Genomic DNA, 24,989 nt, shown 5'->3' with positions numbered 1-24,989 from the left:
GCGGCTCAGCGGGCGGCGGCGGGCTGTTTCAGGGCGGTCATCGCGATGATGTCGCGCTGCACCTCGTTGGTGCCGCCGCCGAAGGTCAGGATCAGGCAGGCGCGATGCATCCGCTCGAGCCGTCCGCGCAGCTGCGCGCCGGGGGAGTCCTGTCGCAGATAGGCCTGCGGGCCGAGGATCTCCATCAGCAGTCGGTAGGCCTCGGTGGCCAATTCGGTGCCGAGCACCTTGCAGGTGGAGGCATCCCACGGCCGGGGCGCGGCGTCGCCGCCCGCATCGGCGCCGGAGGCGATCTCCCAGTTCAGCAGTTTCAGGAATTCCACCTGGGCGTGCACGCGCGCCAGATTCAGCCGCACCCACTCGTTGTCGATCACCCGCGCGCCGCTGGAATCCTTGGTGTCGCGCGCCCACTCGGTGGTCTGCGCGACCGCCAGCGCCAGCGGCGCCGCCGAGGTCAGCGCCACCCGCTCATGATTGAGCTGGTTGGTGACCAGCGCCCAGCCGCCGTTCTCGGGGCCGACCATCGCCGAATGCGGCACCCGCACATCCTGGTAGTAGGTGGCGCTGGTGTCGGGCCCGGCCATCGTGTGCACGGGCGTCCAAGAGAAGCCCTCGGCCGAGGTGGGCACGATGAACATGCTGATGCCCTTGTGCTTCTTGGCGGTCGGGTCGGTGCGGGCGGCCAGCCAGATGTAGTCGGCGTACTGGATGAGGCTGGTCCACATCTTCTGGCCGTTGATCACCCAGTCGTCACCGTCGCGGACCGCGGTGGTGCGCAGCGACGCCAGGTCGGTGCCCGCGCCGGGCTCGGAATATCCGATGGAGAAGTGCAACTCGCCCGCGGAGACCTTGGGCAGGAAGAACTTCTTCTGCTCCTCGGTGCCGTAGTGCATGATCGTCGGCGCCACCGAGTTGATGGTCAGGAACGGCACCGGGGCACCCGCGACGGCCGCCTCGTCGGTGAAGATCAGCTGATCCATCGTCGAGCGATCCTGGCCGCCGTATTCCTTGGGCCAGCCCAGGGTGAGCCAGCCGTCGTGGCCCATCTGCCGAACGACCTCGCGGTAGACGTTGCCGTGCCCGTACTCACCGGTCTGCGACGACAAGGCCTCGCGGCGCTCCGGCGTGATCAGCTTGGCGAAATACTCGCGGAGCTCGGCGCGCAGCTGCTCCTGTTGCTCGGTATAAGCAATCCGCATGGCGGTTACCTCGTACTCGGTGATGGTGATGGCGGATGTGACGACATCGCCCCTGTGACGATCAGCGCCCGGGCCGATCTGCCCTGACGTCGATCATTGCATATCTACTGAAACATGTTCCAGTATGGAAACCGAATCCGGCCGCTTCGGCCGCAGTGGCCCGGCCGGGCTTGTAGGCTCGGCACTACCTGGTGGTGAAGGAGTTGTCAATGAAGGTCAGTGTGGATTTCGACCAGTGCGAGGCCAATGGAATCTGCGTCGGAATCGCCCCCGACGTCTTCGAACTCGACGATGAGGACCAGCTGCACATCCTCGCTGCGGACGTGCCCGAGGATCGGCTCTCCGACGTCGAGACCGCTGTCGCGCAGTGCCCCAAAGCTGCCCTGCGGTTGCAGTGACACGGATGCTTGCCGATAACTGAAACACGTTCTAGAGTCACGGCGTGAGTGAATCGTCGAATCAGTCGTGGACGAACCTGTCCGGCAAGGTAGCGATCGTGACCGGAGCCGGCGCGGGCCTCGGACGGGCCGAAGCGCTGGCGCTCGCCGGGGCCGGCGCCTCGGTGGTGGTCAACGATCTGGCCGAGGGTGATGCGGTGGCCGCCACCCTCGCCGATATTCGCGCGCTGGGTGCGAAAGCGGAATTCGTAGTCGGCAATGTGGCCGAGCGTGCCACCGCCGATGCTCTGATTCGTACCGCGGACGAGACCTTCGGGGGTGTGGACATCGTCGTGAACAATGCGGGAATCGTCCGCGACCGCATGCTTTTCAATCTTTCCGACGCGGACTGGGACGCGGTCCTCGCGGTCCATCTGCGCGGCCATTTCCTGTTGTCGCGTAATGCCGCCGCCTACTGGCGCGGTAAATCGAAGGAATCCGGTGCTCCAATTTACGGGCGCCTGATCAACACATCGTCGGAAGCCGGTTTGCTGGGTCCGGAAGGGCAGCCGAATTACGCGGCCGCGAAAGCCGGAATCACCGCGCTGACCCTGTCCGCCTCGCGTGGTTTGTCGCGATACGGCGTGCGCGCCAACGCCATCTGCCCGCGGGCCCGGACCGCGATGACGGAAGCGGTTTTCTCCGCCGCTCCCGAGGGGGACGTGGACCCGCTGTCTCCGGATCATGTCGCCCGTTTGGTCGCCTACCTGGCCTCTCCGGGCGCGGACGCGATCAATGGTCAGGTGTTCGTCGTGTACGGCCCGATGGTCGCGCTGATGGCCGCGCCCACCGTCGAGGCGCGCTTCGATGCCGCCGGTGCGGAATGGAGCGCGGACGCGCTGGCCGACACACTCGGCACCTACTTCGCCGAGCGCCCCGCCGGGCGTACGTTTTCTGCGAGTTCGCTGCACGATCTCGGCTGATTATGCGGTGCGGATCATCCGATCAACTCCGGTTGATCGGCGGTCTCGCGCTTGGTAGACATGGGGGTCGGAGGTTGTGGGGTGCCTCACAAAGGCATTCTGTACACCGTATGAACCTGTTCTAACTTCCGAGTGAAAGTTCGGATGAAAAGAGCAGGTCAAAAAAGTCGAATTCTCTTCCGTTTCGATGTGAACGTGTTCTAATCTTCGGAGCGGAAGAGGTGTGTAGGCTCGCTGGCGCAGCGTTGTGCGTACGGGTCGGCAAGGAGGAATCGCGGAATGAACGAGGTTCTTGCCGTGCCGTTGCGTGCAGTCGGCGGGTTCTTCGAACTCGTGGCCGCTGTGGCGCGGGCCTTGATACGTCCGCCATTTCAGCGACGGGAATTCGTCGACCAGTCGTGGTTCGTCGCACGGGTGTCGATCATCCCGACCATCTTGGTCGCGATCCCGTTCACGGTTCTGGTGAGCTTCACGCTGAACATTCTGCTGCGCGAAATCGGCGCGGCCGATCTCTCGGGCGCGGGCGCCGCGTTCGGAACGGTCACCCAGGTCGGTCCGATCGTGACCGTGCTGATCGTCGCCGGCGCCGGCGCCACCGCGATCTGCGCGGACCTGGGTGCGCGCACGATCCGAGAAGAAATCGACGCCATGAAGGTGCTCGGTATCGATCCGATCCATCGCCTGGTGGTGCCCCGCGTACTCGCCTCGATGTTCGTCGCGGCGCTGCTCAACGGCCTGGTCTCGACGATCGGCATCGTCGGCGGCTTCCTGTTCTCGGTTCTTCTGCAGGGAGTCAACCCCGGCGCCTTCGTCAACGGGCTCACCCTGCTCACCCATACGCCGGAGTTGGTGATCTCCGAAGTCAAGGCCGCGCTGTTCGGTCTGATCGCCGGTCTGATGGCCTGCTATCTCGGTCTCAACGTCAAGGGCGGTCCCAAGAGTGTGGGTGACGCGGTCAACCAGACGGTGGTTTTCTCCTTCATGGCTCTGTTCGTGGTGAACGTCGTGGTCACCGCCGTCGGCATCAAGTTCACGGTGCGGTGATCCGATGGCGTTCGTAATCCAGTCCCGCTTCCCCCGTACTGTTCGACGTGTGCGGCGAGTTTCGAGTTCGATGGACGGAATCGGGCATCACGCCCAGTTCTACGCGAAGTCACTGGCCTCGGTGCCGAAGGCGTTCTCGCACTACCGCACCGAAACCATTCGCCTGATCGCCGAAATCAGCATGGGCACAGGCGCTTTGGCGGTGATCGGCGGCACGGTGGTGATCGTCGGCTTCCTCACCCTGTTCACCGGCGGCACCATCGCGGTGCAGGGCTACAGCTCGCTGGGCAATATCGGTGTCGAGGCGCTGACCGGATTCTTCGCCGCATTCCTCAACGTGCGCATCGCGGCACCGGTGATCTCGGGCATCGGGCTCGCGGCGACCATCGGCGCCGGCGCAACGGCCCAGCTGGGCGCCATGCGGGTGGCCGAGGAGATCGACGCCCTGGAGTCCATGGCGATCCGGCCGATGCCTTTCCTGGTGGGCACCCGAGTGCTGGCGGGCATGATCGCGATCGTTCCGCTCTACGCGCTCGCGGTCATCGCGTCGTTCGTCGCGAGTCGCTTCGCCACGGTCGTCATCTACGGCCAGTCGGCCGGTGTATACGACCACTACTTCTCAACATTCCTGATTCCCAGTGACATTCTGTGGTCGTTCGTCCAGGCGATCCTCATGGCCTTGGCGGTCATGCTGATTCACACCTATTACGGCTACAACGCGACCGGTGGACCGGTCGGTGTCGGAATCGCGGTCGGTAACGCGGTGCGCGCCTCGCTGGTGGCAGTGGTGTCGGTGACCCTGCTGATGTCGCTGGCGATCTACGGCACCTCCGGCAACTTCCATCTCTCCGGGTAGGCGGTATGGCGGCAAATAGACTCGTCGAAAAGGAAGGCGCCGGCAAGTTTTTCGGCGCCGGATGGGGTGTCAAGCTTTCGGGGGTGGCGCTGATTCTGTTTCTGGCCGCGATCGTCGCCGTCGCTTTGACGATGTTCGTGGGCGGATTCAGCACGTCGAAACCGGTCTATCTCGACGCTCCGCGGGCCGGCCTGGTGATGGACAAGGACGCGAAGGTCAAGATTCGCGGTGTGCAGATCGGCCATGTCTCCGATATCGCGTATACCGGCGACCAGGCTCGGCTGACCCTGGCGATCGAACCCGATCAGCTGAAGATGGTGCCGGCCAATGCGACCGTGGATATTCGGTCCACCACCGTCTTCGGCGCCAAATACGTGAATTTCGTCGAGCCGGAGGTCCCGTCCGCGCAGCATCTGCGGGCCGGCGCCACGCTGACCGCGCAGTCGGTCACCGTCGAATTCAATACGCTGTTCCAGCATTTGACCGATGTGCTCGGCAAGATCGCGCCGGAGAAACTGAATGCGACGCTGACCGCGCTCGGCACGGCATTGCAGGGCCGCGGCGACAAACTCGGTCAGTTGCTGGTCGACAGTGACGAATATCTGCGCGACATCAATCCGAGCCTGCCGGATCTGCAACGCGATCTGCGGACGTCGGTGGGAGTCACCGATCTGTACGCCGACACCGCGCCGAACCTGTTGCGCACGACCGACAATGCGGCCGTGACGAGCAAGACCATCGTCGACCACAAGGACAGCCTCGACGCCGTGCTGCTGAATCTGATCGGCCTGGCCGACACCACGGGCGCGGTGCTGAAGGAGAACGAGAACGGCCTGTCGACGGCACTGGATCTGCTGCGCCCGACGGCCGAACTGCTCAACGAATACAACCCGGCGCTGTACTGCCTGGTCGAAGGTGTCGCGGGCGCGATTCCGCGAGCCAACGAGATCTTCGGCGGGACCGGTCCGTGGGTGACGTTGAACGCCAGCTTCATGCCGGGCGGCACGCCCTACTCCTATCCGAAGGATCTGCCGAAGGTGAATGCGACCGGCGGCCCGCATTGCGAGGGCATCCTCGACCGCAAACCCGGTAGCCACTCGAACTTCCTGGTCACCGACACCAGCGCGGGACGGGTGTACACACCGGAACTGTCCACCCATCTGAACGGGCCCCGGGTCTTCCAGTTGCTGTTCGCCGGCCTGCCGGGGGTGGGTAATCCGTGAGGCTCAAACCACACGCCACCAGCGTCAAACTCGGAATCTTCACGCTCGTGATGGTGCTGGTGCTGGCCCTGCTGGTCGTCATCTTCTCGCAGATGCGCTTCGCCCGGGAGAACGGCTACCACGCGGTGTTCACCAGTTCCTCGGGCATGCTGCCCGGGGCCAAGGTGCGCATCGCGGGTGTGCCCGTCGGTTCGGTGAAAAGTGTCAAGGTCGGCAAGGACCATCTGGCCCATGTCGATTTCGACGTCGACCGGCAGTACAAGCTCTACGTCAGCACCCATGCCGCCATCCGCTACGAGAATCTGGTCGGTGACCGGTACCTGGAATTGATGGACGCTCCGGGTACGGCTCAGGTGCTGCACCCCGGAAGCACCATCGGCCTGGACAAGACCAAGCCGGCCCTCGATCTGGACATGCTGCTGGGTGGTTTCAAGCCGCTGCTGCGCGGTCTGGACCCGCAACAGGTCAACTCCTTGACCGAGGCGCTGCTGCAGGTGTTCCAGGGGCAGGGCGGCGTGCTCGTCGCGTTGCTGAACAGTTCCGGTTCGTTCGCCAAGACCCTGGCCGACCGGGATGCCCTGATCGGCAGTGTCATCGAGAACCTGAAGACGGTGCTGGCCACCATCGACGACCACAACAAGGAATTCGACACCACGCTGACCGAATTGCAGCGCTTGGTGAGCGGCCTTGCCGCGGACCGGGATCCGATCGGCGCGGCGCTGCCGCGACTCGCCGGCGCCACCGGAGATCTCACCGACCTGCTGAAGCAGGCCCGCCCGGACCTCGAGGCGACCTTCGACCAGCTGGGCCGGGTCTCGGACAGCCTCGACCAGAAGTCCGACGATGTCGAATGGGTCCTGCAGAACCTGCCCGCGACCTACAAGGAGCTGGTGCGACTCGGTTCGTACGGATCGTTCCTGAACATGTACGTGTGTGGAACGAACTTCCTCGTGGACGGCCCGGACGGTAAGCCGATGCATGTGAATCTGCCCGGTCTGCAGACGACCGGAAGGTGTTCGACGAAGTGAACCAGACCTCCCCGCTCATCAAACACGGCCTCGTCGGCGTCGTGCTGGCGGTCGCGATCGCGTTGTCCGCCTTGCAGTTCGACCGGCTTCCGTTCATTCGCAGCGGCGCCGAATTCACCGCGTATTTCGCCGATGCCGGCGGTCTGGTGACCGGTGACCAGGTTCAGGTCGCCGGTGTCCGCTCCGGGCAGGTCGAGGATGTCAGCCTCGACGGTCCCAAGGTGAAGGTCCGGTTCAGCCTCGACGAATCCATCGTCCTGGGGAAGAAGACGACCGCCGCGATCAAGACCAACACCCTGCTCGGGCGTAGATCTCTCGAGGTCGATCCGCAGGGTTCCGGCGCGCTGCGCAGTGATCAGCCGATTCCGTTGGAGCGCACCACCTCTCCGTATTCGCTCAACGACGCCTTGGGCGATCTGAGCAATACCGTGAAGGGGCTCGACACCGACCAGGTCAACAAGACCCTCGACGCGCTGTCGGACGCCTTCGCCGACACACCCGCGCCGATGCGTTCCGCCCTGGACGGCATCACGCAGCTCTCGCGCAGCCTGAACGCGCGCGACAAGGCGCTGACCGAACTGCTCTCGCACGCGCAGAACGTCACCAAGGTGCTCGCGGATCGGTCGAACCAGATCAACGCCCTGCTGCTGGACGGCAACAACCTACTCGGCGAGCTGGACGCCCGGCGCACCGCGCTGAGCCAGTTGATCGTCTACGTCAACGGACTCGCGCAGCAGCTGACCGGCTTCGTCAACGACAACGAGCAGAGCCTGAAACCCACACTGGACAAGTTGAATTCGGTGCTGCAACTGCTCGAGCGGAACAAGGACAACCTGAACAAGGCATTGGACGCCCTCGGTCCGTTCGAGGCGGCGCTCGGTGAACAGGTCGGCAGCGGCCCGTACTTCCAGGCCTACGTCTCCAACGCCACGAGTATGACGTTGCAGCCGCTGGTGGACGCGCTGGTCTGGCCCCAGCATGTGCCCGAATCGTTCTGGAAGTACCTGACCACCCCGCCGCCCTCGATCGGGCCCGCGATCCAGGAGCCGCCGCGATGAACGCGATTCGCACGATCACGAAGGTGCCGAAATGGGTCCGCGTCGTGGCCGCCGTCCTGGTGGTGGCGCTGGCGGGCTGGATCGTCTACGGCGCGGTGAACAATATCGGCAAGACCCACATCACCGCCTATTTCCCGTCCACCACCGGGCTGTACGCCGGTGACGACGTGCGGGTGCTGGGCGTCAAGGTCGGCCGGATCGATTCGATCGAGCCGGGCCGGGACAAGACCAAGGTGACGATGACGGTCGACCGCGGCGTCGACATCCCCGCCGACGCCAAGGCCGTCACGGTCTCGCCGAACCTGGTCTCGGCACGCTTCGTGCAGTTGGCGCCGGTCTACACCGGCGGCCCGAAGATGCACGACGACGGCGTCATTCCGATCGAGCACACCGCCGTGCCGGTGGAGTGGGACGACATCAAGGCCGAGCTGACCAAACTGTCCAAGGCCCTGGGGCCGATCGGTGCGGATCAGCAGGGCTCGTTCGGACGGTTCGTCAACACCGCGTCCGACAATCTCGCGAACGGCAATGCCCAGGCGCTGCGGGACACGCTGCACGAGTTGTCGAGCACGCTGAATACGTTGTCCGACGGTCGCACCGACCTCTTCGGCACCGTCCGCAACCTGCAGCAGTTCGTCGACGTGCTCTCCAAGAGCAACGATCAGATCGTGCAGTTCGGTGGTCGGCTGGCCTCGGTGTCCTCGGTGCTGTCGGGGGTCTCCGACGACCTCGGCGCCGGATTGGACAATCTCGATTCCGCGGTGGCCGACGTCAAGCGCTTCCTGGACGAACGCGGCGGCCAGCTCACCGAGAGTGTGCAGAATCTGGCGCAAGTGACCCAGATCCTGGCCGACAAGCGTCCGGAACTCGAGCAGGTGCTGCATTCCGGCCCGGTCGCGCTGTCGAACTTCTATCAGATCTACAAGCCCGCGCAGGGCACGCTGACCGGCGCCGTGGTGCTGCCGAACTTCCGCAATCCGTTCGCGTTCCTGTGTGGCGCCGTCGAGGCGCTCGAGGACAACGGTTCGCAGCGGACCGCCGACCTGTGCAAGCAACAGGTGGCGCCGGTGATCAACTCACTGATGATGAATTACCCACCGCTGCTGGTGAACCCGGCGTCCGGGCAGCAGGCCTTCCCGAGCCAGCTGACCTTCTCGCCCCCGAGCCTGGCCGACCGCGTCGAATATCCGGCGCCCGGCGAGGCCCCGGCCGAGGTGCCCAGCGGACTTGCCGGCCTCGCGATTCCGGGAGGAGGACGATGATGCGACGCGGACGAATGCGACTCGCCGGCGCCGCCGTCGGTCTGGTGATCCTGTTGGGCGCCACCGGATGCGAGTGGGACGGCCTGAACACCCTGCCGATGCCCGGGGCGGCCGGAACGGGTGAGGGTGCCTGGCAGATCAAGATCCAGATGCCGAATGTCACCACCCTGACCCGCAATTCACCGGTGCAGGTGGACGACGTCACGGTCGGCACGGTGAAGAACATCCAGGTCGAGGATTGGCACGCGCTGGTCACGGTGAGCCTCGAGAAGGGTGTGCACCTGCCGGCCAACGCGGTGGCCGCGATCGGGCAGACCAGCCTGCTCGGCAGTAACCACGTCGAGTTGTCGGCACCGAAAGACGTTGCGCCGGAAGGTCGATTGAAGCCGGGCGATGTGATCCCGCTGTCGCGCGCGAGTGTCTATCCCACCACCGAGCAGACACTGTCGTCGCTGTCGGTGGTGCTCAACGGTGGCGGTATCTCCCAGCTCGAGACCATCACCCACGAGCTGAACAAGACCTTCTCCGGGCGGTCGGATGCCATTCGCGACCTGCTGCCGCAGCTGGCGCAGCTGACCAGCACCCTCGACGGTCAGACCAAGGACATCATCGACGCGATGGGTGGGCTGGACCGTTTCGCCGGGCAGCTGAACAACCAGAAGCAACAGGTGACCCGGGCCGTCACGCAGCTGCATCCGGCCCTCACCGTGCTGGCCGACCGCCGCGAGAACATCACCAAAACCATTACCGCGCTGGGTGATCTCAGTGATGTGGTGAGCCGGGTGATCGCCGAGAGCGGTGACAACCTGAAGGCGGATCTGGCCAATCTCCATCCGGCCCTGGAATCGCTGGCCGACACCGGAACGAAATTGGCCGACGCCCTGCAGATCCTGCTCACCTTCCCGTTCCCCATGCGGAACTTGAACAAGGCGCTCAAGGGCGACTACCTCAACCTGCTGATGACCGTCGATCTCACCGGCGCGCGGCTGGATTCGAACTTCCTCACCGGTACGCCGCTGGGTGGACGCTTCGGCGGGGTCGAGGGCGCGCTCGGCACGATCGCTCCCGATACCGCGATGGGCAAGGGTGACCCGGTCACCGGGCCGATGCAGCCGCCGCCACCGCCCGCGCCGGGCACGGCGGCCCCGCCGCCGAGTATTCCCGGCCTGCCGCCGATTCCGAATCTGCCCGCCATTCCCGGGCTGACGGTGCCCGCGCCGCAACAAGGGGGTGCGGGGCGATGAAACTCACCAGATTCGTCCGGATTCAGCTGGTGATCTTCTCGATCGTGACCGTGATCGGCCTGGTCGTGATGGCGGGCGTCTACGTCCACCTGCCGGCCATGTTCGGTATCGGCCGCTACGGCGTGACCGTGAAGCTGGAGGCCACCGGCGGGCTGTACCCGACCGCGAACGTGGCCTACCGCGGTACCAACATCGGCAAGGTCGAGGATGTGAAGCTCACCCCCGAGGGGGTTGACGCCAAGCTGTCGATCAACAGCGATTTCACGATCCCCAGTGATGTCGATGCCTACGTCAAGAGCGTGTCGGCGATCGGCGAACAGTACGTGGATCTGGTCCCGGCCGAGAATCCGCACGGCGGGAATCTGCACGACGGTTCGGTGATCCCGGTGCAGCGCACCAAACTTCCGCAGGACGTCGGCGATATGCTCGACCAGGCCGACCGGCTGCTCAGCAGTGTCGCCGACACCAAACTGCGCCAGGTCATCGACGATGCCTTCACCGCGTTCAACGGCGCGGGCCCGGATCTGCAGAAGTTCATCGACTCCGCCTCGTTGCTGGTGCAGGAGGCGAAGAAGAACACCGACGAGACCAAGGATCTGCTCGACAAGATCGGCCCGCTGCTCGACACCCAGAACCAGTCCGACGCCGCCATTCGTTCGTGGACAAAGGATTTGGCGACCGTCACCGATCAGTTGCGGCAGCACGACCCCTCGCTGGGACAGCTGCTCGACCGCACACCCGCGGCCGCGCAAAAGGTGTCGCAGACATTCCAGGATCTACGGCCGACGCTGCCGCTGCTGCTGTCGAATCTGACCAGCGTCGGCCAGGTCGGGGTGACCTACCACGCCGGTGTGGAACAGATCCTGGTGATCTACCCGCAGCTGGTGGCGGCGCTGCTGACATCCATCCGCGGACCCACGCAATACGGCGCCATGGTCGACTTCATGCTCGGGCTCAACGACCCGCCCGGCTGCACCACCGGCTTCCTGCCGCCGGATCAGCGCCGCTCGCCGGCCTTGAAGGACACCCCGGACACGCCGCCGAATCTCTACTGCAAGGTGGCGCAGAACGCCAAGGAAGCGGTGCGCGGTATCCGCAACACGCCGTGTGCGGACGTGCCGGGTAAGCGGGCTCCGAGTCCGGAACTCTGCCACGACCCGCAGGGTTACGTGCCCGAGGGCGACAACCCTCCGTTCGGCGATCCGCACCCGGTCACCCCGTCCGGTGAACCGGCGGCCAACCCCGGCGATGCTCCGGCCGCGCAGAGCCAACCGGCGGCGGCACTGCGCACCTACGACCTGAAGAACCACACCTTCACCGGACCCGACGGCCGGATCTACCGACAGGGAGATGTGGGCCCCGACGGATCGGGCACTGTACCGTCCAGTTGGCAGGCGATGCTCGAGGAGCAACAGAAATGAGCGAATCGAATTCCACACCCACCGGTCGCGTCCGGCGCCGGGCCAGCCGGCAGGCCGGATCGCCGACCGGCGCGATAGCGGTCGAGCGGACCGCGAGCGCGCCGGCCGCCGATTCGACGGTGAAGTCGGGCGCTGCCGACGACACGGCGAAATTGTCGACCGCATCGCCGGCGAGCGGGACCAAGTCGTCGTCCGAGACGCCATCGAAGAAAGTGTCCGGCACCGACACGAAGTCCGACACCACCGCCGAGTCCGACACCACCGCCGGGCGTTCGACGGCGGCCGATGACGACAAGACCGTGCGGCTCACCGACTCCCCGGAGGAGACGGTGGCGGCGGATGCCTCGGACGACACCTCCGAGCCGCCGAAGCGCTCACTCGGACCGCTGGGCTGGGCGGCCGCGGTGGTGGCCGTGGTGTCGTTGATCCTGCTGGTCGGCTCGGGCGGCTTCTTCGCCTACCACCAGCATCAGGTCAGCGCCCAGGCCGACCAGCGCGCGGACTATGTGCAGACCGCCAAGCAGGCCATCCTCAATCTGACCAATATCAAGGACGACACCGCGAAGCAGGACATCGACCGGGTGCTCTCGGTCGCCTCGGGGCAGCTCAAGCAGGAGTACTCCGAGCGCAAGGACGCCTACGCGCAGGTCGTGCAGCAGGCCAAGGTGAAGGCCAGCGGCGAGATCATCGAGACCGCGGTCGAAAGCCAGGACGACCACACCGCGAAGGTGCTGGTCGCGGCCAAGCAGACCCTGACCAACGCCGGTGCCAAGGACCCGCAGGAGCGCTACTACCGCTTCCGGGTCACCGTCGACCGCGACGACAACGCTGGTATCACCGCCTCGCAAGTGGAGTTCGTGGCATGAGCAGACAAGGTTCCGGCACACTGCGTCGTTCCAGCACACTGCGTCCCATCCTGTTCATCGGCGCGGCGGTGCTGTTCGTGGCCGCGGTCGCGATGGCCTCGGTCACCGGTTACACGTACTGGTCCGACAAACAGGTCGAGCAGGCCCGCACCGACTCGGTGCCCGCGGCGCGGCACGCGGTGGAGTCGGTATTCACCTACGACTTCAAGACCGTCGACGCCGAGCTGCCGAAATCGGCCGACAACCTCACCCCGCCGTTCCGCGAGGACTACCTGAAGCTGATCCAGCAGGAGATCGCGCCCGCCGCCAAGGAGAAGCAGCTCACCGTGCAGGCCACCACCACGGCGGCCGGTGTGGTGTCCGCGGAGCGCTCGCACGCGGTGGTCCTGGTGTACCTGAATCAGGTGACCACCAGCAAGGACTCCCCGCAGGGCAGGGTGACGCCGAGCCGGGTCCGCGTGGCTCTGGACGAGGACGGCGGCCACTGGCTGGTCGACGCCATCACCCCGATCTGATCCCGCGTTAAGCGAATCCTGTTATCTCCGTTAAGGATTCGTCCCTACCGTCGACGGCGCAGCGATTCCGAGGCGGGATCGGTGGTCGATACCGGGCTCCGGTCGCGGCGCAGATCTCCCGCCGGTGAAGCGCGCCTGTGCCGCACGGTCGATGACCGCGCGGTGATCCGGTGGGTGCGGCGGAATCCGGGGTGGCGGGTATGCGGCGACCGCCGGCCCCGGCGGAGGCCAGGACCGAGATTCGGTGTGGGCGGCGCTCTCCGGCCGCCGGAGGGTCGGTTCGAAGGGTGTCCCCGCCTCGGGTCGCTGCGCAGTCACCGGATCGTTTCGCCGCGGGCCTAGCGCTCAGGGCCCCCCGGATCCACATCCGCATCGGTGAGCAGGGCGCTGCCGGCCACGCGATCCTGGGCCAATGCGTCGAGGAACGAGCGCGCCCAGCGGTCCACGTCGTGGGCGAGTACCTGGCGGCGCAGGGAACGCATCCGGCGGCGCTTGGTTTCGGGATCGTCCTCGATCGCGGACATGATCGCGTTCTCGACGCTGTCCAGATCGTGCGGGTTGCACAGGTAGGCCTGACGCAATTCCGCTGCGGCGCCGGTGAATTCGCTGAGGACGAGGGCGCCGTTGAGGCCACTGTGCGAGGCCACGTATTCCTTGGCGACCAGATTCATACCGTCGCGCAGCGGGGTCACCAGCATGACGTCGGCGGCGACGAAGAAGGCGACCAGTTCGTCACGGGGGATCGGCCGGTGCAGATAGTGCACGAAAGGGTAACCGACGCGGGAGAATTCGCCGTTGATCCGGCCCACCTGACGTTCGATGTCGCCGCGCATCTGGATGTAACTCTCGACCCGTTCGCGACTCGGCGTGGCCAGCTGCACCATCACCGTCTCGGCCGGGTCCAGCCTGCCCTCGTGCAGAAGTTCCTGCAGCGCCGCCAAACGGATGTCGATGCCCTTCGTGTAGTCCAGGCGGTCCACACCGAGCAGGATGTGCTTGGGGTTGCCCAGCTCCCGGCGGATCTGGGCGGCGCGCTCACGCACCGAACGTCTTCGCGACAGCTCGTCGAGTTCGGCGGAGGCGATCGAAATCGGGAAGGCGCCGACCCGTACCGTGCGGAAACCGACCTGCACCACACCGAGTTTCGACCGCACACCGACCGAGCCGCGCGAAGTGGGCTGTCCGGCAAGCCTTCTCGCCAGGTACAGGAAGTTCTGCGCGCCGCCGGGCAGGTGGAAGCCGATCAGGTCGGCGCCGAGCAGACCCTCCACGATCTCGGTCCGCCACGGCAGCTGCATGAACAGCTCGACCGGGGGGAACGGGATGTGCAGGAAGAAACCGATGGTCAGATCGGGCCGCAGCATGCGCAGCATCTTCGGCACCAGCTGTAGCTGGTAGTCCTGGACCCACACCGTCGCGCCCTCGGCGGCGACCTTCGCGGTGTACTCGGCGAAGCGCCGGTTCACATCCACGTAGGCGGTCCACCAGTCGCGGTGGTACTCCGGCCGCACGATCACGTCGTGATAGAGCGGCCACAGCGTGCCGTTGGAGAATCCCTCGTAGTAGGCGGCGACCTCGTCGGCGGTCAACGGCACCGGATACAACTCCAGGCCGTCCTCGATGATCGGATCGACATCCACATCGGGAACGCCGGCCCAGCCCACCCAGGCGCCGTTGTTGTTGCGCAGCACCGGCTCCAGGGCCGTGACCAGGCCGCCTGGACTGCGCTTCCACCGCTTGGTCCCGTCCGGGAGACGTTCCAGGTCGACCGGGAGCCGGTTGGCGACCACGACGAAACCGGACCCGGCGCCGCCGGGACGGTTCGCTGGTGGGGATTCGGTTTCCGGCGAAGCGTCTCGAGATCGATCGCTGCGTATGTCGCGCATCTGGTCCACTGCTGGATCCTCCGGTCGCCGAAATGGCGGAGCTAGGCGTGGGATTTCAGTTGTAAGGGGCGATTCCGTATGTAAGGGCGATGCCGTATTTCCTCGCGGGGGCCGTGCCCAATCGTCACGGGCGCCGGTGCTGTCCCTGCGGGGCTCGTCCTATTCGCTGCGTGCGTTGGGGCCGATTCCCAACATCGACAGCAACATGCGGCATTCGTCGGCATCGTTGGCATAGGCGGCCACGACGCGCTGTGCCTGCCGTGCGGTCTCGTCGGCGAGCGGTTCCAGGTCGTCGTCCGCGATGTCGTTGGCGCTCTTCGCGGCCATCATCGTGTCCTCTCGGCTCGGGTCGTGGCACAGCGGTAGGGTTCGACCGTCGTGGTGTCGGCGCCGTGCGCTGTCAATGGTATCGGTCCCCGCACAAGGGCTCGTCGACTCGGTACCGACCGCCGCCGAACCGCAACAGCGCGGGGCGAGACCCGTCACACCGGCGAAACGCCAGGGCCTCGAAAACCTATACCGTTGGTAGGGAGGCGAATTTCGCCCACTGCGTGTATCGAGCACCGCACGAATCGAGTGGAAAGGGTCGCAGCACTATGCCGTTGGCCACGGTGAATGGAATCTCGCTGAACTACCAGGTGAAGGGAGACAAGGCCAAGGGCACCGACACCAAGGGGGCTGCCCCGTTGGTGGTGCTGATCATGGGCACCGGGAGCCCCGGCCGAGTGTGGGAGCTGCACCAGGTTCCGGCGTTGGTCGCGGCCGGTTACCGGGTGTGCACGTTCGACAATCGCGGCATCGCTCCGTCGTACGAGGCGCCCGACGGAATGACCATCGACGAATTGGTCGCCGACACCGCGGCGCTGATCGAATTTCTCGACGAAGGCCCGGTCCTGGTCGCCGGCACCTCGATGGGTGCGCGGGTCGCGCAGGAATTGGCCCTGGCGCGCCCCGACCTCGTGCGCAAAGCCGTATTCATGGCCGGACACGCGCGGCTCGACCAATTCCAGAAGACGCTCTCGCTCGGCGAACACGAACTCGACGCCTCCGGGGTGCGACTGCCGGCCAAATACGAGGCCGCCGTGACCGCGGTGATGAATCTTTCGCCCGCCACGATGGCCGATCCGAATTCCGCGCGCGATTGGCTGGATCTGTTCGAATTCACCGGTGGACCGGCATCACCGGGAGTCCGGGCGCAGCGCCGGATGGATCACGATTTCGATCGGCTGCAGGCCTATCGCGCGATCAAGGTGCCGTGCCTGTCCGTCGGATTCGCCGATGACCGGATGATTCCCGCGTATCTGACCCGTGAGCTGGCCGAAGCCATTCCCGACGCCCGATACCAGGAGATCCCCGACGCCGGGCATTACGGGTATCTGGAACGTCCGGACGCGGTCAATAAGATCCTGCTCGATTTCTTCGCGGGCTCGAGGTAACCACCAACGCGTAACGTCGGTCTTGCTAGTGTCGACACATCGCTCGGGGGCTACGGCTCTGGTCGGTCGGCTCAGGTCGGTTTCGGCTCGTGCCCGCGCCCCGCGAGTTCCGTATCCAGCGCGTTCCCGTACACAGCGCCAGCATCCAGTGAGGTGAAATGAGCACCAACCCCTTCGACGACGAGGACGGCCGCTTCTTCGTTCTGGTCAACGACGAGGAGCAGCATTCCCTGTGGCCTGCTTTCGCCGAGGTCCCGGCCGGGTGGCGAGTGGTGTTCGGCGAGGACAGCCGCGCCGCCTGCGTCGAATACGTGGAGAAGAACTGGACGGACATGCGGCCCAAGAGCCTGCGTGACGCGATGGCGGCCGACGACGCGGCTCGCCAGGGCGCTCAGTCCTGATTCCGGGCCGGACGAAACTGCGCGCAGCGACGGTGATCGGCGGCTGTGTGATGCCCTGAGGGGCACACGCAGCCGCTGCGATCCGCCGCTCCCTCCTACAGTGGTGAACGATTTTTCCGGACGGCCCACGCCCCGGTTATGATGGCACCGCTTCACCCGCCTCCTTAGCTCAGTGGTAGAGCACCGCTCTTGTAAAGCGAAGGTCGTCAGTTCAATCCTGACAGGGGGCTCGAACGGCTCCGCCCCGCCAATAGCGGGTCGGAGCCTTTTTCGTGGGCAGCGCGTCAGGGGAGGTGCATCAGCTGCCGGGCAAGGCCGAACAAGCGGTTGCCGAGCCTGATGACGGGAATTCCCAGCGGAATCAAAAGGATCGTCACGCACAACAGCGCACCGAGGATCCACACGACGAGCGCCAGCAATCCGACCACCGTGCCCAGCACGGCCGTCAGGATGCCCACCACCACATCGAGCAGGCCCCGTATCGCTGCCATGACGACCTTTCCAGTGTCCATTCTGCTCTTTCCGGCGCATTGTGCTTCGATCCGCACCGCCGTGACGAAAGATGAACGGCCGAAAAGTCGCCGCTCCGGGAGGGGCCGCCCGGGTCGGCGGGGCGCCTGTTCTCCCGCATGTCGCGCAGGCGGCTCGCAGGAAACTCCCAGACAACGTTCAGCGCATTCCGGGCTGTAGGAGAGACGATATCCAGCATGAACGGTGTGGCTGGCGATCGGACCCCCGAGGCTCGGGTGCTGGTGGTCGACGACGAACCGATGATCGTCGAACTGCTGTCGGTGAGTCTGCGCTATCAGGGGTTCGAGGTGGCCACGGCCGCCAACGGCGCCGAAGGGCTGGACCGGGCCAAGCAGTTCCGGCCCGACGCGCTCATCGTCGACGTGATGATGCCCGGCATGGACGGCTTCGGCCTGCTGCGCCGGCTGCGCGCCGACGGCATCGACGCCCCGGTCCTGTTCCTCACCGCGCGTGACGAGGTGGAGGACAAGATCACCGGCCTCACCCTCGGCGCCGACGACTATGTCACCAAGCCCTTCTCGCTCGAGGAGGTGGTGGCGCGGCTGCGGGTGATTCTGCGCCGCTCCGGTCACGTGGTGGAGATGACGAAGTCCTCGCGCATCCGCTTCGAGGACATCGAACTCGACGACGACACCCACGAGGTGTGGAAGGCCGGGGAACCGGTCGCGCTCTCGCCGACGGAATTCACCCTGCTCCGATACTTCATGGTCAATGCCGGGACCGTACTGAGCAAGCCGCGCATCCTCGATCACGTCTGGCGCTACGACTTCGGCGGCGAGGTGGGTGTGGTGGAGACCTATGTCTCCTACCTGCGCAAGAAGGTCGACACCGGTCCCGACCGGCTGATCCACACCCTGCGCGGTGTCGGCTATGTGATGCGCGCGCCCAGCCGCAGCCGATCGTCGGCGAAATGAGCGATCCGCGCGCGTCGGGAGTCCGCGGGCGGGAGTCGGCTGACTCGACTGAGCAGCTGGACACCGGGGATCGGGTCCATGTCACGAAGTCGACCGGTGCTCGCGTCGAGACGGCGGTGCCATCCAACGGCAACGAATCGAGCCCTGACACATACTGGCGGCGGGCGGGCCGCTTCAGGCACCGTATTTCGCGTCGCCTGTCCGCAGTGCCGTTGCGTGTAACCCTGGCGCTGGCGTTGGTTTCGCTCACGGGACTGGGGCTACTGATCTCAGGCGTCGCGGTGACGTCCGCTATGCGCAATGTCCTGATGGACAACGTCGATCGGCAATTGTTCGGTGCTGCGCACGATTGGGCTGGACCAGACGCTCCGCCGCCGCAGCGGCTACCCGGCCCCGTTGGAAGGGAGCGGCCGCCGGGGCTGTTCTACGTCCGAATCGAGGATCCCAGCGGAAAAGTCCGCTCGCTGTTTCCTACCGGCCCGTCCGTCCCGGACTTTCCCGCCGACCTCGGGAAGCATCCCCGGACGATCGGGTCCGTCGGTAACCCGGATGAGCACTGGAGGGCCGAACGGGTCACTACACCCGGGGGCTCCAGTTGGGTTGCTATTCGCTTGTCGGAAACCGAGAACATCATCGACAGGTTGATCGGGCTACAGGTAGCAGTCGGGTTGATGGTTCTGGCGGTACTCGCGATCGTGGCGCAGTTCGTGATTCGCCGGAGCCTGCGCCCGCTCGGTGAGGTGGAGAAGACCGCCGCGGCCATCGCGAGCGGGGATCTGCATCGGCGAGTTCCGGTGCAGGGCACCAATACCGAGGTAGATCGGCTCTCGCAATCGCTCAACGGCATGCTGTCCCAGATTCAGAGCGCCTTCGCCGCCACCGAGGCATCCGAGGAATCCGCGCGGCGTTCGGAGGCCCGGATGCGGCGGTTCGTCGCCGATGCCAGCCATGAACTGCGGACCCCGCTGACCACGATCAAGGGTTTCGCGGAGTTGTATCGGCAAGGGGCGCTGGCGGATCCGGACATGTTCATGGATCGGATCGAACGCGAATCCAAGCGGATGAGCCTGCTGGTGGAGGACCTGCTGATGCTGGCTCGCCTCGATGCGCAGCGCCCGGTGGAACGCCGGCCGGTGGATTTGCTGGCACTGGCCAGCGATGCGGTGCACAATGCCCGCGCCGTCGACGCGGCCCAGCGGCCCGAGGAGCCCCGCCGGCCCATCGACCTCGAAATACGGCCGGGGACAGGGACATTGGAGGTACGCGGCGATGAAGCGCGGTTGCGTCAGGTGCTGGGCAATCTGGTCAACAACGCGCTGCTCCACACCCCGCCCGAGGCGGCGGTCACCGTCGCGCTGACACCCGCTCCGGACGAGGTTGTGATCGAGGTCGCCGACACCGGGCCGGGCCTGCCCACCGAGGACGCCGAGCGCATCTTCGAACGCTTCTACCGCACCGACACCTCACGCAGCCGCGACAGCGGTGGCACCGGACTGGGTCTGTCGATCGTGCAGGCGCTGGTCGCCGCGCACGGCGGTACGGTCTCGGTGCGCAGCGCAGTGGGACAGGGCACCACCTTCGCGGTGCGCCTGCCCCGGTCGCAGGAGTGATTCAGGGTCGGCGCATCACGCGGGGACGTTCGCGCCGTAGCCGAGATCGCGCAACGCCTGCTTGATCTTGTCCTGCGCCTCGTCCAGCGATTCCGGGCTCGGATCGGTGTCCGCGCCGGAAATGTTGAAATCGCCCAGCTGGAAGGCCGGGAAGACGTGCACGTGCAGGTGCGGCACCTCCAGCCCGGCGATCAGCAGGCCCGCGCGCGGCGCGTCCCACGCCTTGCGTACCGCCTGGCCGATCTTCTGAGCGACCTCGTTGATCCGCGCGAACGTGGCGGGATCCAGATCCTGCCACTGGTCGATCTCCTTGCGAGGAACCACGAGCGTATGACCCTGGGTAACCGGGGCGATGGTCAGGAAGGCGACGAATTCCTCGTCCTCCCACACGAACCGCCCCGGCAGCTGGCCGGCAATGATCGCGCTGAATACAGATGGCATGGGTTTCATATTGCCCCGCCCGGCCGGGAGGCGGTGGCCCGGGCGGCGGGCTGTCCTCCCGGTACCCGCATCTGCCGTTCACCTGCGTCCCCTAAGCTGTCACGCGTGCGCGTACTCGTCATCGGATCCGGAGCCCGTGAACACGCCCTGGTGGAAGCCCTGCGTCGGGATCCCGGGGTCACCGCGATCGCGGCCGCGCCCGGTAATCCGGGGATCGGCCAGGTCGCCGAGGTGCGAGCGGTCGATCCGGCCAGCGCGGAGGCCGTCGTGGGCCTGGCCCGGGATTTCGCCGCCGATCTGGTGGTGATCGGTCCCGAGGTGCCGCTCGTGCTCGGCATCGCCGACGCGGTGCGGGCGGCGGGGATCGCCTGCTTCGGACCGTCGGCCGCCGCCGCGCGGATCGAGGGATCGAAGGCCTTCGCCAAAGACGTGATGGCCGCGGCCGGGGTGCGCACCGCGCACAGTGAGGTCGTCGATCATCCGGGCGAACTCGACGCCGCACTGGATCGCTTCGGGCCGACCTGGGTCGTCAAGGACGACGGGCTGGCCGCGGGTAAGGGCGTGGTGGTGACCGCCGATCGGTCCGCGGCCCGCGACCACGGTGCCGAACTGCTCGAGCAGGGCCATCCGGTGCTGCTGGAATCGTTCCTCGACGGTCCCGAGGTCTCCCTGTTCTGCCTGGTCGACGGCGAGACCGTGGTGCCGCTGCTGCCGGCGCAGGATCACAAGCGCGTCGGCGACGGCGACACCGGTCCCAACACCGGCGGTATGGGTGCCTACACCCCGCTGCCGTGGCTGCCGCCGGAGACCGTCACCGAAATCGTCGACGATGTGGTGAAACCCGTTGCCGCCGAAATGGTTCGGCGTGGGGTCCCGTTCTCCGGCCTGCTCTACGCGGGCCTGGCGATCGGCCAGGCCGGACCCGCGGTCGTCGAATTCAACTGCCGCTTCGGCGATCCCGAGACCCAGGCCGTGCTCGCCCTGCTCGACAGTCCGCTCGGTGTCCTGCTGTACGCCACCGCGACCGGCACGCTGGCGCAGGCGCAGCCGCCGGTCTGGAAGGACGGCGCGGCGATCACGGTGGTGCTGGCCGCGGAGAACTATCCGGGCCGCCCCCGCACCGGTGACGTCATCTCCGGCGCCGAGGGCGCGCCGGCCTCCGGCCGGAGCGCGAATGCCGAAGTGCTGCATGCCGGTACGTCGCTGCGCGCGGACGGCGCACTGCTGTCGGCCGGCGGTCGCGTGCTGAATGTCGTTGCCACGGGCGGGGATCTGACCGAGGCTCGCACGAACGCCTACGCGCGCGTCGCCGGAATCAAACTGCCAGGCAGCCACTTCCGCACCGATATCGGTCTCGCCGCGGTCGAGGATCGCATCTCGCTTCCCACCCGGGTGTAGGCCGGAACGGCTCCGGCTCCAGCGCCCGCGGGTTCAGCCGACCTGAATGCCGTGCACGGCCAGCCACGGCTGCGGGTCCACGTGCTGTCCGCCGATAAGGATCTCGAAGTGCAGGTGCGGGCCGGTGGAATCGCCGCGGTTGCCGATGCGGGCGATCTGCTGACCGGCGCGCACCCGCTCGCCGACCGACACCGAGAAATCGTACATATGGCCGTATACCGAGATGGTGCCGTCGTCGTGGCGGATGCGTACCCACAGTCCGAAGCCCTGCGCCGGCCCGGCGTCGATGACGGTGCCGTCGGCGACGGCGTAGATCGGTGAACCGATGGGCGCCGCGATATCGATCCCGTAGTGGAACGTGCCCCACCGGCCCCCGTAACCGGAGGTGAACACGCCGCGTGCGGGCAGGGCGAAACCGCCGATGCCCGGGGCGATTCCGCCCGGGAGAACACCGCCGGGAATCGTGGTGGCCGGCCCGGCCAGCCAGGGTTGCGGCGTCCCGGCGACCGCCGCGGCGGCCTCGGCCTTCGCGCGTTCGAGGGTGGCCCGCGAGGCCGCGGCGACCACCTGCGCCTCGCGCATACGCTCGCCGTTGTCGATGGCGGTCAGATAGCGCTTGCTGGTTTCGGGTTCGGCCTGCACCTGTAGCGGATAGGCCACCGCGATCCGCTGTGCCGCACCGGGTTTCGGCGTCGAGTCGACCGGCTGCGGCGCCACGGTGTCGGCGGCGGCGAACAGTCCGACCACGACCATGCCGATCACCAGCACCCGGTGGTCGTCGACCCAGCCGCGTAGCCGGGGCCACAGGGGCTCGAATTCCTCGCGCCAGTTGTGATCCCGCAACATCTGCCACCAGCGCCCCGCACGCATGCGCCATTCGACCGCCGCGACCTGCCCGAATCCGCGCGATCGGCGGGCCGTGGAACGGAGGCGATTCGCGATCGAGGGACGGTCGCGGCGCAGCGCCGTTCGCCAGTCGGGGCGGATCACGGTCCAGCCCCCCTGGTACGACTTCGCGCGGCGTGCCTGGTCAGGCATTCTGCCGACGATAACAGGGGCCCGCCCGGACCCGCGGGCAGGCGCGGCGGGCGCACAGCAACGTCTCAGGCGCCCGGTGCGGGGAAACGGACTGCGCGCCGGCCGGCCGACGTGGTGTTCTACCGTCGTCTGGTGCGCAGTGAATCACGGCGGTCCACCGTTCCGACCTTCTACGTCATGGATGTCTGGAAGGCCGCGGCCGAGCGCGCCCGCACCCACGGCGACGTGCTGGTCCTGGCGGCGGGCCAGCCGTCCACGCCCGCCCCGGTGCCGGTGCGGCGCGCCACCCAGGTGGCCCTCGACGCGGAACTACTCGGCTATACCGAGACTTTCGGCATCCCCGAATTGCGTTCCGCCATCGCGGCCCATCACCGCGACGCCTACGGCGTCGAGGTCGAGTCCGACGACGTGGTGATCACGACCGGCTCCTCGGGCGCGTTCACGCTCATCTTCCTGGCCGCATTCGACGTCGGCGACACGGTCGTGGTCGCTCGCCCGGGTTACCCGGCCTACCGCAACACTCTCACCGCACTGGGTTGCCGGGTGATCGAACTCGACTGCGGCCCCCAGACCCGGTTCCAGCCGACGGTGGCGATGCTGGCGGAGCTGCCCGAACCGCCTGCCGGCTTGATCGTGGCCAGCCCGGCGAACCCGACCGGCACCATGATCGCCCCGGACGAGCTGGCGGCCCTGGCCCGGTGGTGCGACGAGCATGGCACGCTTCTGATCTCCGACGAGATCTATCACGGCATCGCCTATTCGGGAGTCGACGGCGATACCGAACCGGTGAGCTCGGCCTGGGAGACCTCACGCGAATCGGTGGTGATCGGTTCGGTGTCGAAGTATTTCTCGATGACGGGCTGGCGGCTGGGCTGGATGCTGGCACCCGCGCGGCTGCGCCCGGCACTGCAGCGGCTGGCGTCCAATATGACCGTCTGCCCGCCGGCCATCTCGCAATTCGCGGCGGCGCACGCGTTCGGCCCGGAGGCGAAATCCGAACTCGACGGACACGTCCGCCGCTACGCCCGCAACCGGTCGCTACTGCTCGAGGGCCTGCCCGCCCTCGGCATCACCGATCTGGCGCCGGCCGACGGGGCCTTCTACGTGTACGCCGATATCGGTCATCTGAGCCAGGATTCGACGCGCTGGTGCGCGGATCTGTTGGCGCACACGGGTGTCGCGCTCGCGCCCGGGATCGATTTCGACACCCGTAACGGACACCGCACGGTCCGATTCTCGTTCGCCGGCGCCACCGCGGATATCGAGGAGGCGCTGGTGCGACTCGGCCGATATCTGAGCTGACGCACAGACTTTCCGTACCGGCCCACCGGAGCGCGTGGATGCGGTACAAATGATTTGGGTTGTGATTTCAACCCTTGCTATTTCGAACCGATCCCGGCTGTCCGCTCGGATCGGATCCCGGAAATTTGCGCGGTCCGTGGTCGATTGCACAGCAACGATTCGGCCGGGATTGCACAGACGCACAGATTTGCACATATCGCACCGATTTGGCACGGATGAACCGATGATGACTGGCACGATGACACGGTGATCACCGCGACGACCCCGAAAGGCGAAAGGCGTCGCCAAGCGTTGGTTGCGGCTGCCGCAGAGTTGCTACTCGAAGGCGGCTTCGATGCCGTGCGCCACCGTTCGGTGGCGACGCGCGCGGATCTGCCGCTGGCATCCACGACCTACTATTTCGAATCCCTCGAGGATCTGATCGCGCGCGCGGTCGAGTTCAGCGGCAATGCCGAACTCGAGTCGATGCGCCGCCGGATCGGCGAGGTCACCCACCGCAAGCGCGGCGCCGAGGCGACCGTCGATCTGATCGTGGATCTGATGGTCGGCACCGACGGACCCGACGAATTCGCCCGCGGGCGGCTGATCGCCCGCTACGAGCGGTCGGTGGCCTCGGCCCGGCATCCGGAACTACGCGAGGTGCAGCTGCGGTTACGCGCCCAGCTCGAGGACCTATTGGCCGATGTGCTGCGCCGATCCGATCGGATGGTGCGCACCGATCAGTTGCGCCGGTTGGTGGCGGTGGTCGACGGTGCGGTGGTCGCCGCGCTGGCCGAATCCGATCCGCAACCGCGCCGGACCGCCCGCGGCGCGCTGCTGGAATTGATCGATGTGATCGCTCCGCCGGTGCCGCAACCGCTGATGGCGCCGCAGACCGTGCCACCGCCCGCGGCACAGCATGTGCCCGCGGCCATGCCCCAGCAACCGAGCAGGCATCGAACATTAGACTGACTGTT

General features: G+C 66.5%; 25 protein-coding genes and 1 tRNA gene. 20 read left to right on the top strand and 6 right to left on the bottom strand.

Annotated features, from left to right (window positions below; genetic code table 11):
* Positions 1-5: 5 nt before the first annotated feature.
* The gene (locus tag C5E41_RS01490; protein WP_104374010.1) at positions 6-1,199 is read right to left on the bottom strand and encodes an acyl-CoA dehydrogenase family protein; all 1,194 of its coding nucleotides are present in this window, start codon (positions 1,197-1,199) and stop codon (positions 6-8) included.
* 209 nt (positions 1,200-1,408) lie between these two features.
* Here C5E41_RS01490 and C5E41_RS01485 point away from each other — a divergent pair, with 209 nt between their 5' ends.
* The 12 genes from C5E41_RS01485 to C5E41_RS01430 all read left to right on the top strand — a co-directional run bounded on the left by C5E41_RS01485 (position 1,409) and on the right by C5E41_RS01430 (position 13,076).
* Positions 1,409-1,597 (top strand): ferredoxin, encoded by a 189-nt coding sequence (locus C5E41_RS01485; RefSeq protein WP_104374009.1) that lies wholly within the window; start codon positions 1,409-1,411, stop codon positions 1,595-1,597.
* A gap of 44 nt (positions 1,598-1,641) precedes the next feature.
* Positions 1,642-2,559, top strand: a complete 918-nt coding sequence (locus C5E41_RS01480) for a 3-oxoacyl-ACP reductase (RefSeq protein WP_104374008.1) — start codon at positions 1,642-1,644, stop codon at positions 2,557-2,559.
* Positions 2,560-2,838: 279 nt separating this feature from the next.
* Positions 2,839-3,603 (top strand): MlaE family ABC transporter permease, encoded by a 765-nt coding sequence (locus C5E41_RS01475; RefSeq protein ID WP_104374007.1) that lies wholly within the window; start codon positions 2,839-2,841, stop codon positions 3,601-3,603.
* A gap of 4 nt (positions 3,604-3,607) precedes the next feature.
* A complete protein-coding gene (locus tag C5E41_RS01470; RefSeq protein WP_104374006.1) occupies positions 3,608-4,459 on the top strand; it encodes an ABC transporter permease in 852 nt (283 codons plus the stop codon).
* 5 nt (positions 4,460-4,464) lie between these two features.
* Positions 4,465-5,682: an MCE family protein gene (locus C5E41_RS01465; RefSeq protein WP_104374005.1), complete on the top strand. Its 1,218-nt coding sequence runs from the start codon at positions 4,465-4,467 to the stop codon at positions 5,680-5,682.
* On the top strand, positions 5,679-6,710 hold the full coding sequence (locus C5E41_RS01460; RefSeq protein ID WP_104374004.1) for an MCE family protein: 1,032 nt from the start codon (positions 5,679-5,681) through the stop codon (positions 6,708-6,710). Before C5E41_RS01465 ends, C5E41_RS01460 begins: the two co-directional genes overlap by 4 nt.
* Positions 6,707-7,768, top strand: coding sequence for an MCE family protein (locus C5E41_RS01455; protein WP_104374188.1), 1,062 nt, complete (start codon positions 6,707-6,709; stop codon positions 7,766-7,768). Before C5E41_RS01460 ends, C5E41_RS01455 begins: the two co-directional genes overlap by 4 nt.
* Positions 7,765-9,030 (top strand): MCE family protein, encoded by a 1,266-nt coding sequence (locus C5E41_RS01450; RefSeq protein WP_104374003.1) that lies wholly within the window; start codon positions 7,765-7,767, stop codon positions 9,028-9,030. The genes C5E41_RS01455 and C5E41_RS01450 overlap by 4 nt, the downstream gene beginning before the upstream one ends.
* Entirely contained in the window at positions 9,027-10,274 is a 1,248-nt protein-coding gene (locus tag C5E41_RS01445) for an MCE family protein (RefSeq protein WP_104374002.1), read from the top strand. The genes C5E41_RS01450 and C5E41_RS01445 overlap by 4 nt, the downstream gene beginning before the upstream one ends.
* A complete protein-coding gene (locus tag C5E41_RS01440) occupies positions 10,271-11,695 on the top strand; it encodes an MCE family protein (protein WP_104374001.1) in 1,425 nt (474 codons plus the stop codon). The genes C5E41_RS01445 and C5E41_RS01440 overlap by 4 nt, the downstream gene beginning before the upstream one ends.
* A complete protein-coding gene (locus C5E41_RS01435; protein WP_104374000.1) occupies positions 11,692-12,561 on the top strand; it encodes a hypothetical protein in 870 nt (289 codons plus the stop codon). The genes C5E41_RS01440 and C5E41_RS01435 overlap by 4 nt, the downstream gene beginning before the upstream one ends.
* Complete coding sequence (locus C5E41_RS01430; RefSeq protein WP_104373999.1) at positions 12,558-13,076, top strand: h domain protein; 519 nt, start codon at positions 12,558-12,560, stop codon at positions 13,074-13,076. The genes C5E41_RS01435 and C5E41_RS01430 overlap by 4 nt, the downstream gene beginning before the upstream one ends.
* Positions 13,077-13,414: 338 nt before the next feature.
* Here the strand turns inward: C5E41_RS01430 and C5E41_RS01425 are convergent, their stop codons facing one another.
* Together C5E41_RS01425 and C5E41_RS33605 are read right to left on the bottom strand one after the other, a co-directional pair.
* Positions 13,415-14,962 carry an alpha,alpha-trehalose-phosphate synthase (UDP-forming) gene (locus C5E41_RS01425; RefSeq protein ID WP_104374187.1) on the bottom strand — a complete coding sequence of 516 codons (1,548 nt, stop codon included), beginning with the start codon at positions 14,960-14,962 and terminating at the stop codon, positions 13,415-13,417.
* A gap of 159 nt (positions 14,963-15,121) precedes the next feature.
* Positions 15,122-15,292, bottom strand: a complete 171-nt coding sequence (locus C5E41_RS33605) for a hypothetical protein (RefSeq protein WP_181063059.1) — start codon at positions 15,290-15,292, stop codon at positions 15,122-15,124.
* Between the two features lie 266 nt (positions 15,293-15,558).
* Between C5E41_RS33605 and C5E41_RS01420 the strand changes: the two genes are divergently transcribed.
* The 3 genes from C5E41_RS01420 to C5E41_RS01410 all read left to right on the top strand — a co-directional run bounded on the left by C5E41_RS01420 (position 15,559) and on the right by C5E41_RS01410 (position 17,029).
* Positions 15,559-16,398, top strand: a complete 840-nt coding sequence (locus tag C5E41_RS01420; protein ID WP_104373998.1) for an alpha/beta fold hydrolase — start codon at positions 15,559-15,561, stop codon at positions 16,396-16,398.
* Between the two features lie 158 nt (positions 16,399-16,556).
* On the top strand, positions 16,557-16,799 hold the full coding sequence (locus tag C5E41_RS01415) for an MbtH family protein (RefSeq protein ID WP_011207082.1): 243 nt from the start codon (positions 16,557-16,559) through the stop codon (positions 16,797-16,799).
* 158 nt (positions 16,800-16,957) lie between these two features.
* Positions 16,958-17,029, top strand: a tRNA-Thr gene (locus tag C5E41_RS01410).
* Positions 17,030-17,083: 54 nt separating this feature from the next.
* Here C5E41_RS01410 and C5E41_RS01405 read toward each other — a convergent pair.
* A complete protein-coding gene (locus C5E41_RS01405; RefSeq protein WP_104374186.1) occupies positions 17,084-17,290 on the bottom strand; it encodes a hypothetical protein in 207 nt (68 codons plus the stop codon).
* Between the two features lie 216 nt (positions 17,291-17,506).
* Between C5E41_RS01405 and C5E41_RS01400 the strand changes: the two genes are divergently transcribed.
* The gene (locus tag C5E41_RS01400; RefSeq protein ID WP_104373997.1) at positions 17,507-18,244 is read left to right on the top strand and encodes a response regulator transcription factor; all 738 of its coding nucleotides are present in this window, start codon (positions 17,507-17,509) and stop codon (positions 18,242-18,244) included.
* A 185-nt stretch (positions 18,245-18,429) separates the two neighbouring features.
* Complete coding sequence (locus C5E41_RS01395; protein WP_181063055.1) at positions 18,430-19,854, top strand: sensor histidine kinase; 1,425 nt, start codon at positions 18,430-18,432, stop codon at positions 19,852-19,854.
* 15 nt (positions 19,855-19,869) lie between these two features.
* Here C5E41_RS01395 and C5E41_RS01390 read toward each other — a convergent pair whose 3' ends face one another.
* Positions 19,870-20,295 carry an HIT family protein gene (locus C5E41_RS01390; RefSeq protein ID WP_104373995.1) on the bottom strand — a complete coding sequence of 142 codons (426 nt, stop codon included), beginning with the start codon at positions 20,293-20,295 and terminating at the stop codon, positions 19,870-19,872.
* Between the two features lie 105 nt (positions 20,296-20,400).
* Between C5E41_RS01390 and purD the strand changes: the two genes are divergently transcribed.
* The gene (gene purD / locus C5E41_RS01385; protein ID WP_104373994.1) at positions 20,401-21,693 is read left to right on the top strand and encodes a phosphoribosylamine--glycine ligase; all 1,293 of its coding nucleotides are present in this window, start codon (positions 20,401-20,403) and stop codon (positions 21,691-21,693) included.
* Between the two features lie 33 nt (positions 21,694-21,726).
* Here the strand turns inward: purD and C5E41_RS01380 are convergent, their stop codons facing one another.
* Complete coding sequence (locus C5E41_RS01380) at positions 21,727-22,731, bottom strand: M23 family metallopeptidase (RefSeq protein ID WP_104373993.1); 1,005 nt, start codon at positions 22,729-22,731, stop codon at positions 21,727-21,729.
* Between the two features lie 132 nt (positions 22,732-22,863).
* On the opposite strand from C5E41_RS01380, the gene C5E41_RS01375 reads away from it, so the two are divergent.
* On the top strand, positions 22,864-24,033 hold the full coding sequence (locus C5E41_RS01375) for a pyridoxal phosphate-dependent aminotransferase (protein WP_104374185.1): 1,170 nt from the start codon (positions 22,864-22,866) through the stop codon (positions 24,031-24,033).
* 246 nt (positions 24,034-24,279) lie between these two features.
* Entirely contained in the window at positions 24,280-24,984 is a 705-nt protein-coding gene (locus tag C5E41_RS01370; protein WP_104373992.1) for a TetR/AcrR family transcriptional regulator, read from the top strand.
* Positions 24,985-24,989 lie beyond the last annotated feature (5 nt).

It is taken from the genome of Nocardia nova, from assembly GCF_002933465.1.
In the GTDB taxonomy this organism is placed as follows: Bacteria; Actinomycetota; Actinomycetes; order Mycobacteriales; family Mycobacteriaceae; genus Nocardia; species Nocardia nova_B.
This window is presented reverse-complemented; position numbering and strand designations above follow the sequence as displayed.

What these genes read in the sequence shown, in the direction of transcription:
- C5E41_RS01435 (WP_104374000.1), top strand. Translation starts at nt 11,692, where the DNA reads ATGAGCGAATCGAATTCCACACCCACCGGTCGCGTCCGGCGCCGGGCC.
- C5E41_RS01450 (WP_104374003.1), top strand. Translation starts at nt 7,765, where the DNA reads ATGAACGCGATTCGCACGATCACGAAGGTGCCGAAATGGGTCCGCGTC.
- C5E41_RS01440 (WP_104374001.1), top strand. Translation starts at nt 10,271, where the DNA reads ATGAAACTCACCAGATTCGTCCGGATTCAGCTGGTGATCTTCTCGATC.
- C5E41_RS01475 (WP_104374007.1), top strand. Translation starts at nt 2,839, where the DNA reads ATGAACGAGGTTCTTGCCGTGCCGTTGCGTGCAGTCGGCGGGTTCTTC.
- C5E41_RS01415 (WP_011207082.1), top strand. Translation starts at nt 16,557, where the DNA reads ATGAGCACCAACCCCTTCGACGACGAGGACGGCCGCTTCTTCGTTCTG.
- C5E41_RS01490 (WP_104374010.1), bottom strand. Translation starts at nt 1,199, where the DNA reads ATGCGGATTGCTTATACCGAGCAACAGGAGCAGCTGCGCGCCGAGCTC.
- C5E41_RS01485 (WP_104374009.1), top strand. Translation starts at nt 1,409, where the DNA reads ATGAAGGTCAGTGTGGATTTCGACCAGTGCGAGGCCAATGGAATCTGC.
- C5E41_RS33605 (WP_181063059.1), bottom strand. Translation starts at nt 15,292, where the DNA reads ATGATGGCCGCGAAGAGCGCCAACGACATCGCGGACGACGACCTGGAA.
- C5E41_RS01390 (WP_104373995.1), bottom strand. Translation starts at nt 20,295, where the DNA reads ATGCCATCTGTATTCAGCGCGATCATTGCCGGCCAGCTGCCGGGGCGG.
- C5E41_RS01420 (WP_104373998.1), top strand. Translation starts at nt 15,559, where the DNA reads ATGCCGTTGGCCACGGTGAATGGAATCTCGCTGAACTACCAGGTGAAG.
- C5E41_RS01445 (WP_104374002.1), top strand. Translation starts at nt 9,027, where the DNA reads ATGATGCGACGCGGACGAATGCGACTCGCCGGCGCCGCCGTCGGTCTG.
- C5E41_RS01380 (WP_104373993.1), bottom strand. Translation starts at nt 22,731, where the DNA reads ATGCCTGACCAGGCACGCCGCGCGAAGTCGTACCAGGGGGGCTGGACC.
- C5E41_RS01400 (WP_104373997.1), top strand. Translation starts at nt 17,507, where the DNA reads ATGAACGGTGTGGCTGGCGATCGGACCCCCGAGGCTCGGGTGCTGGTG.
- C5E41_RS01430 (WP_104373999.1), top strand. Translation starts at nt 12,558, where the DNA reads ATGAGCAGACAAGGTTCCGGCACACTGCGTCGTTCCAGCACACTGCGT.
- C5E41_RS01425 (WP_104374187.1), bottom strand. Translation starts at nt 14,962, where the DNA reads ATGCGCGACATACGCAGCGATCGATCTCGAGACGCTTCGCCGGAAACC.
- C5E41_RS01470 (WP_104374006.1), top strand. Translation starts at nt 3,608, where the DNA reads ATGGCGTTCGTAATCCAGTCCCGCTTCCCCCGTACTGTTCGACGTGTG.
- C5E41_RS01465 (WP_104374005.1), top strand. Translation starts at nt 4,465, where the DNA reads ATGGCGGCAAATAGACTCGTCGAAAAGGAAGGCGCCGGCAAGTTTTTC.
- C5E41_RS01405 (WP_104374186.1), bottom strand. Translation starts at nt 17,290, where the DNA reads ATGGCAGCGATACGGGGCCTGCTCGATGTGGTGGTGGGCATCCTGACG.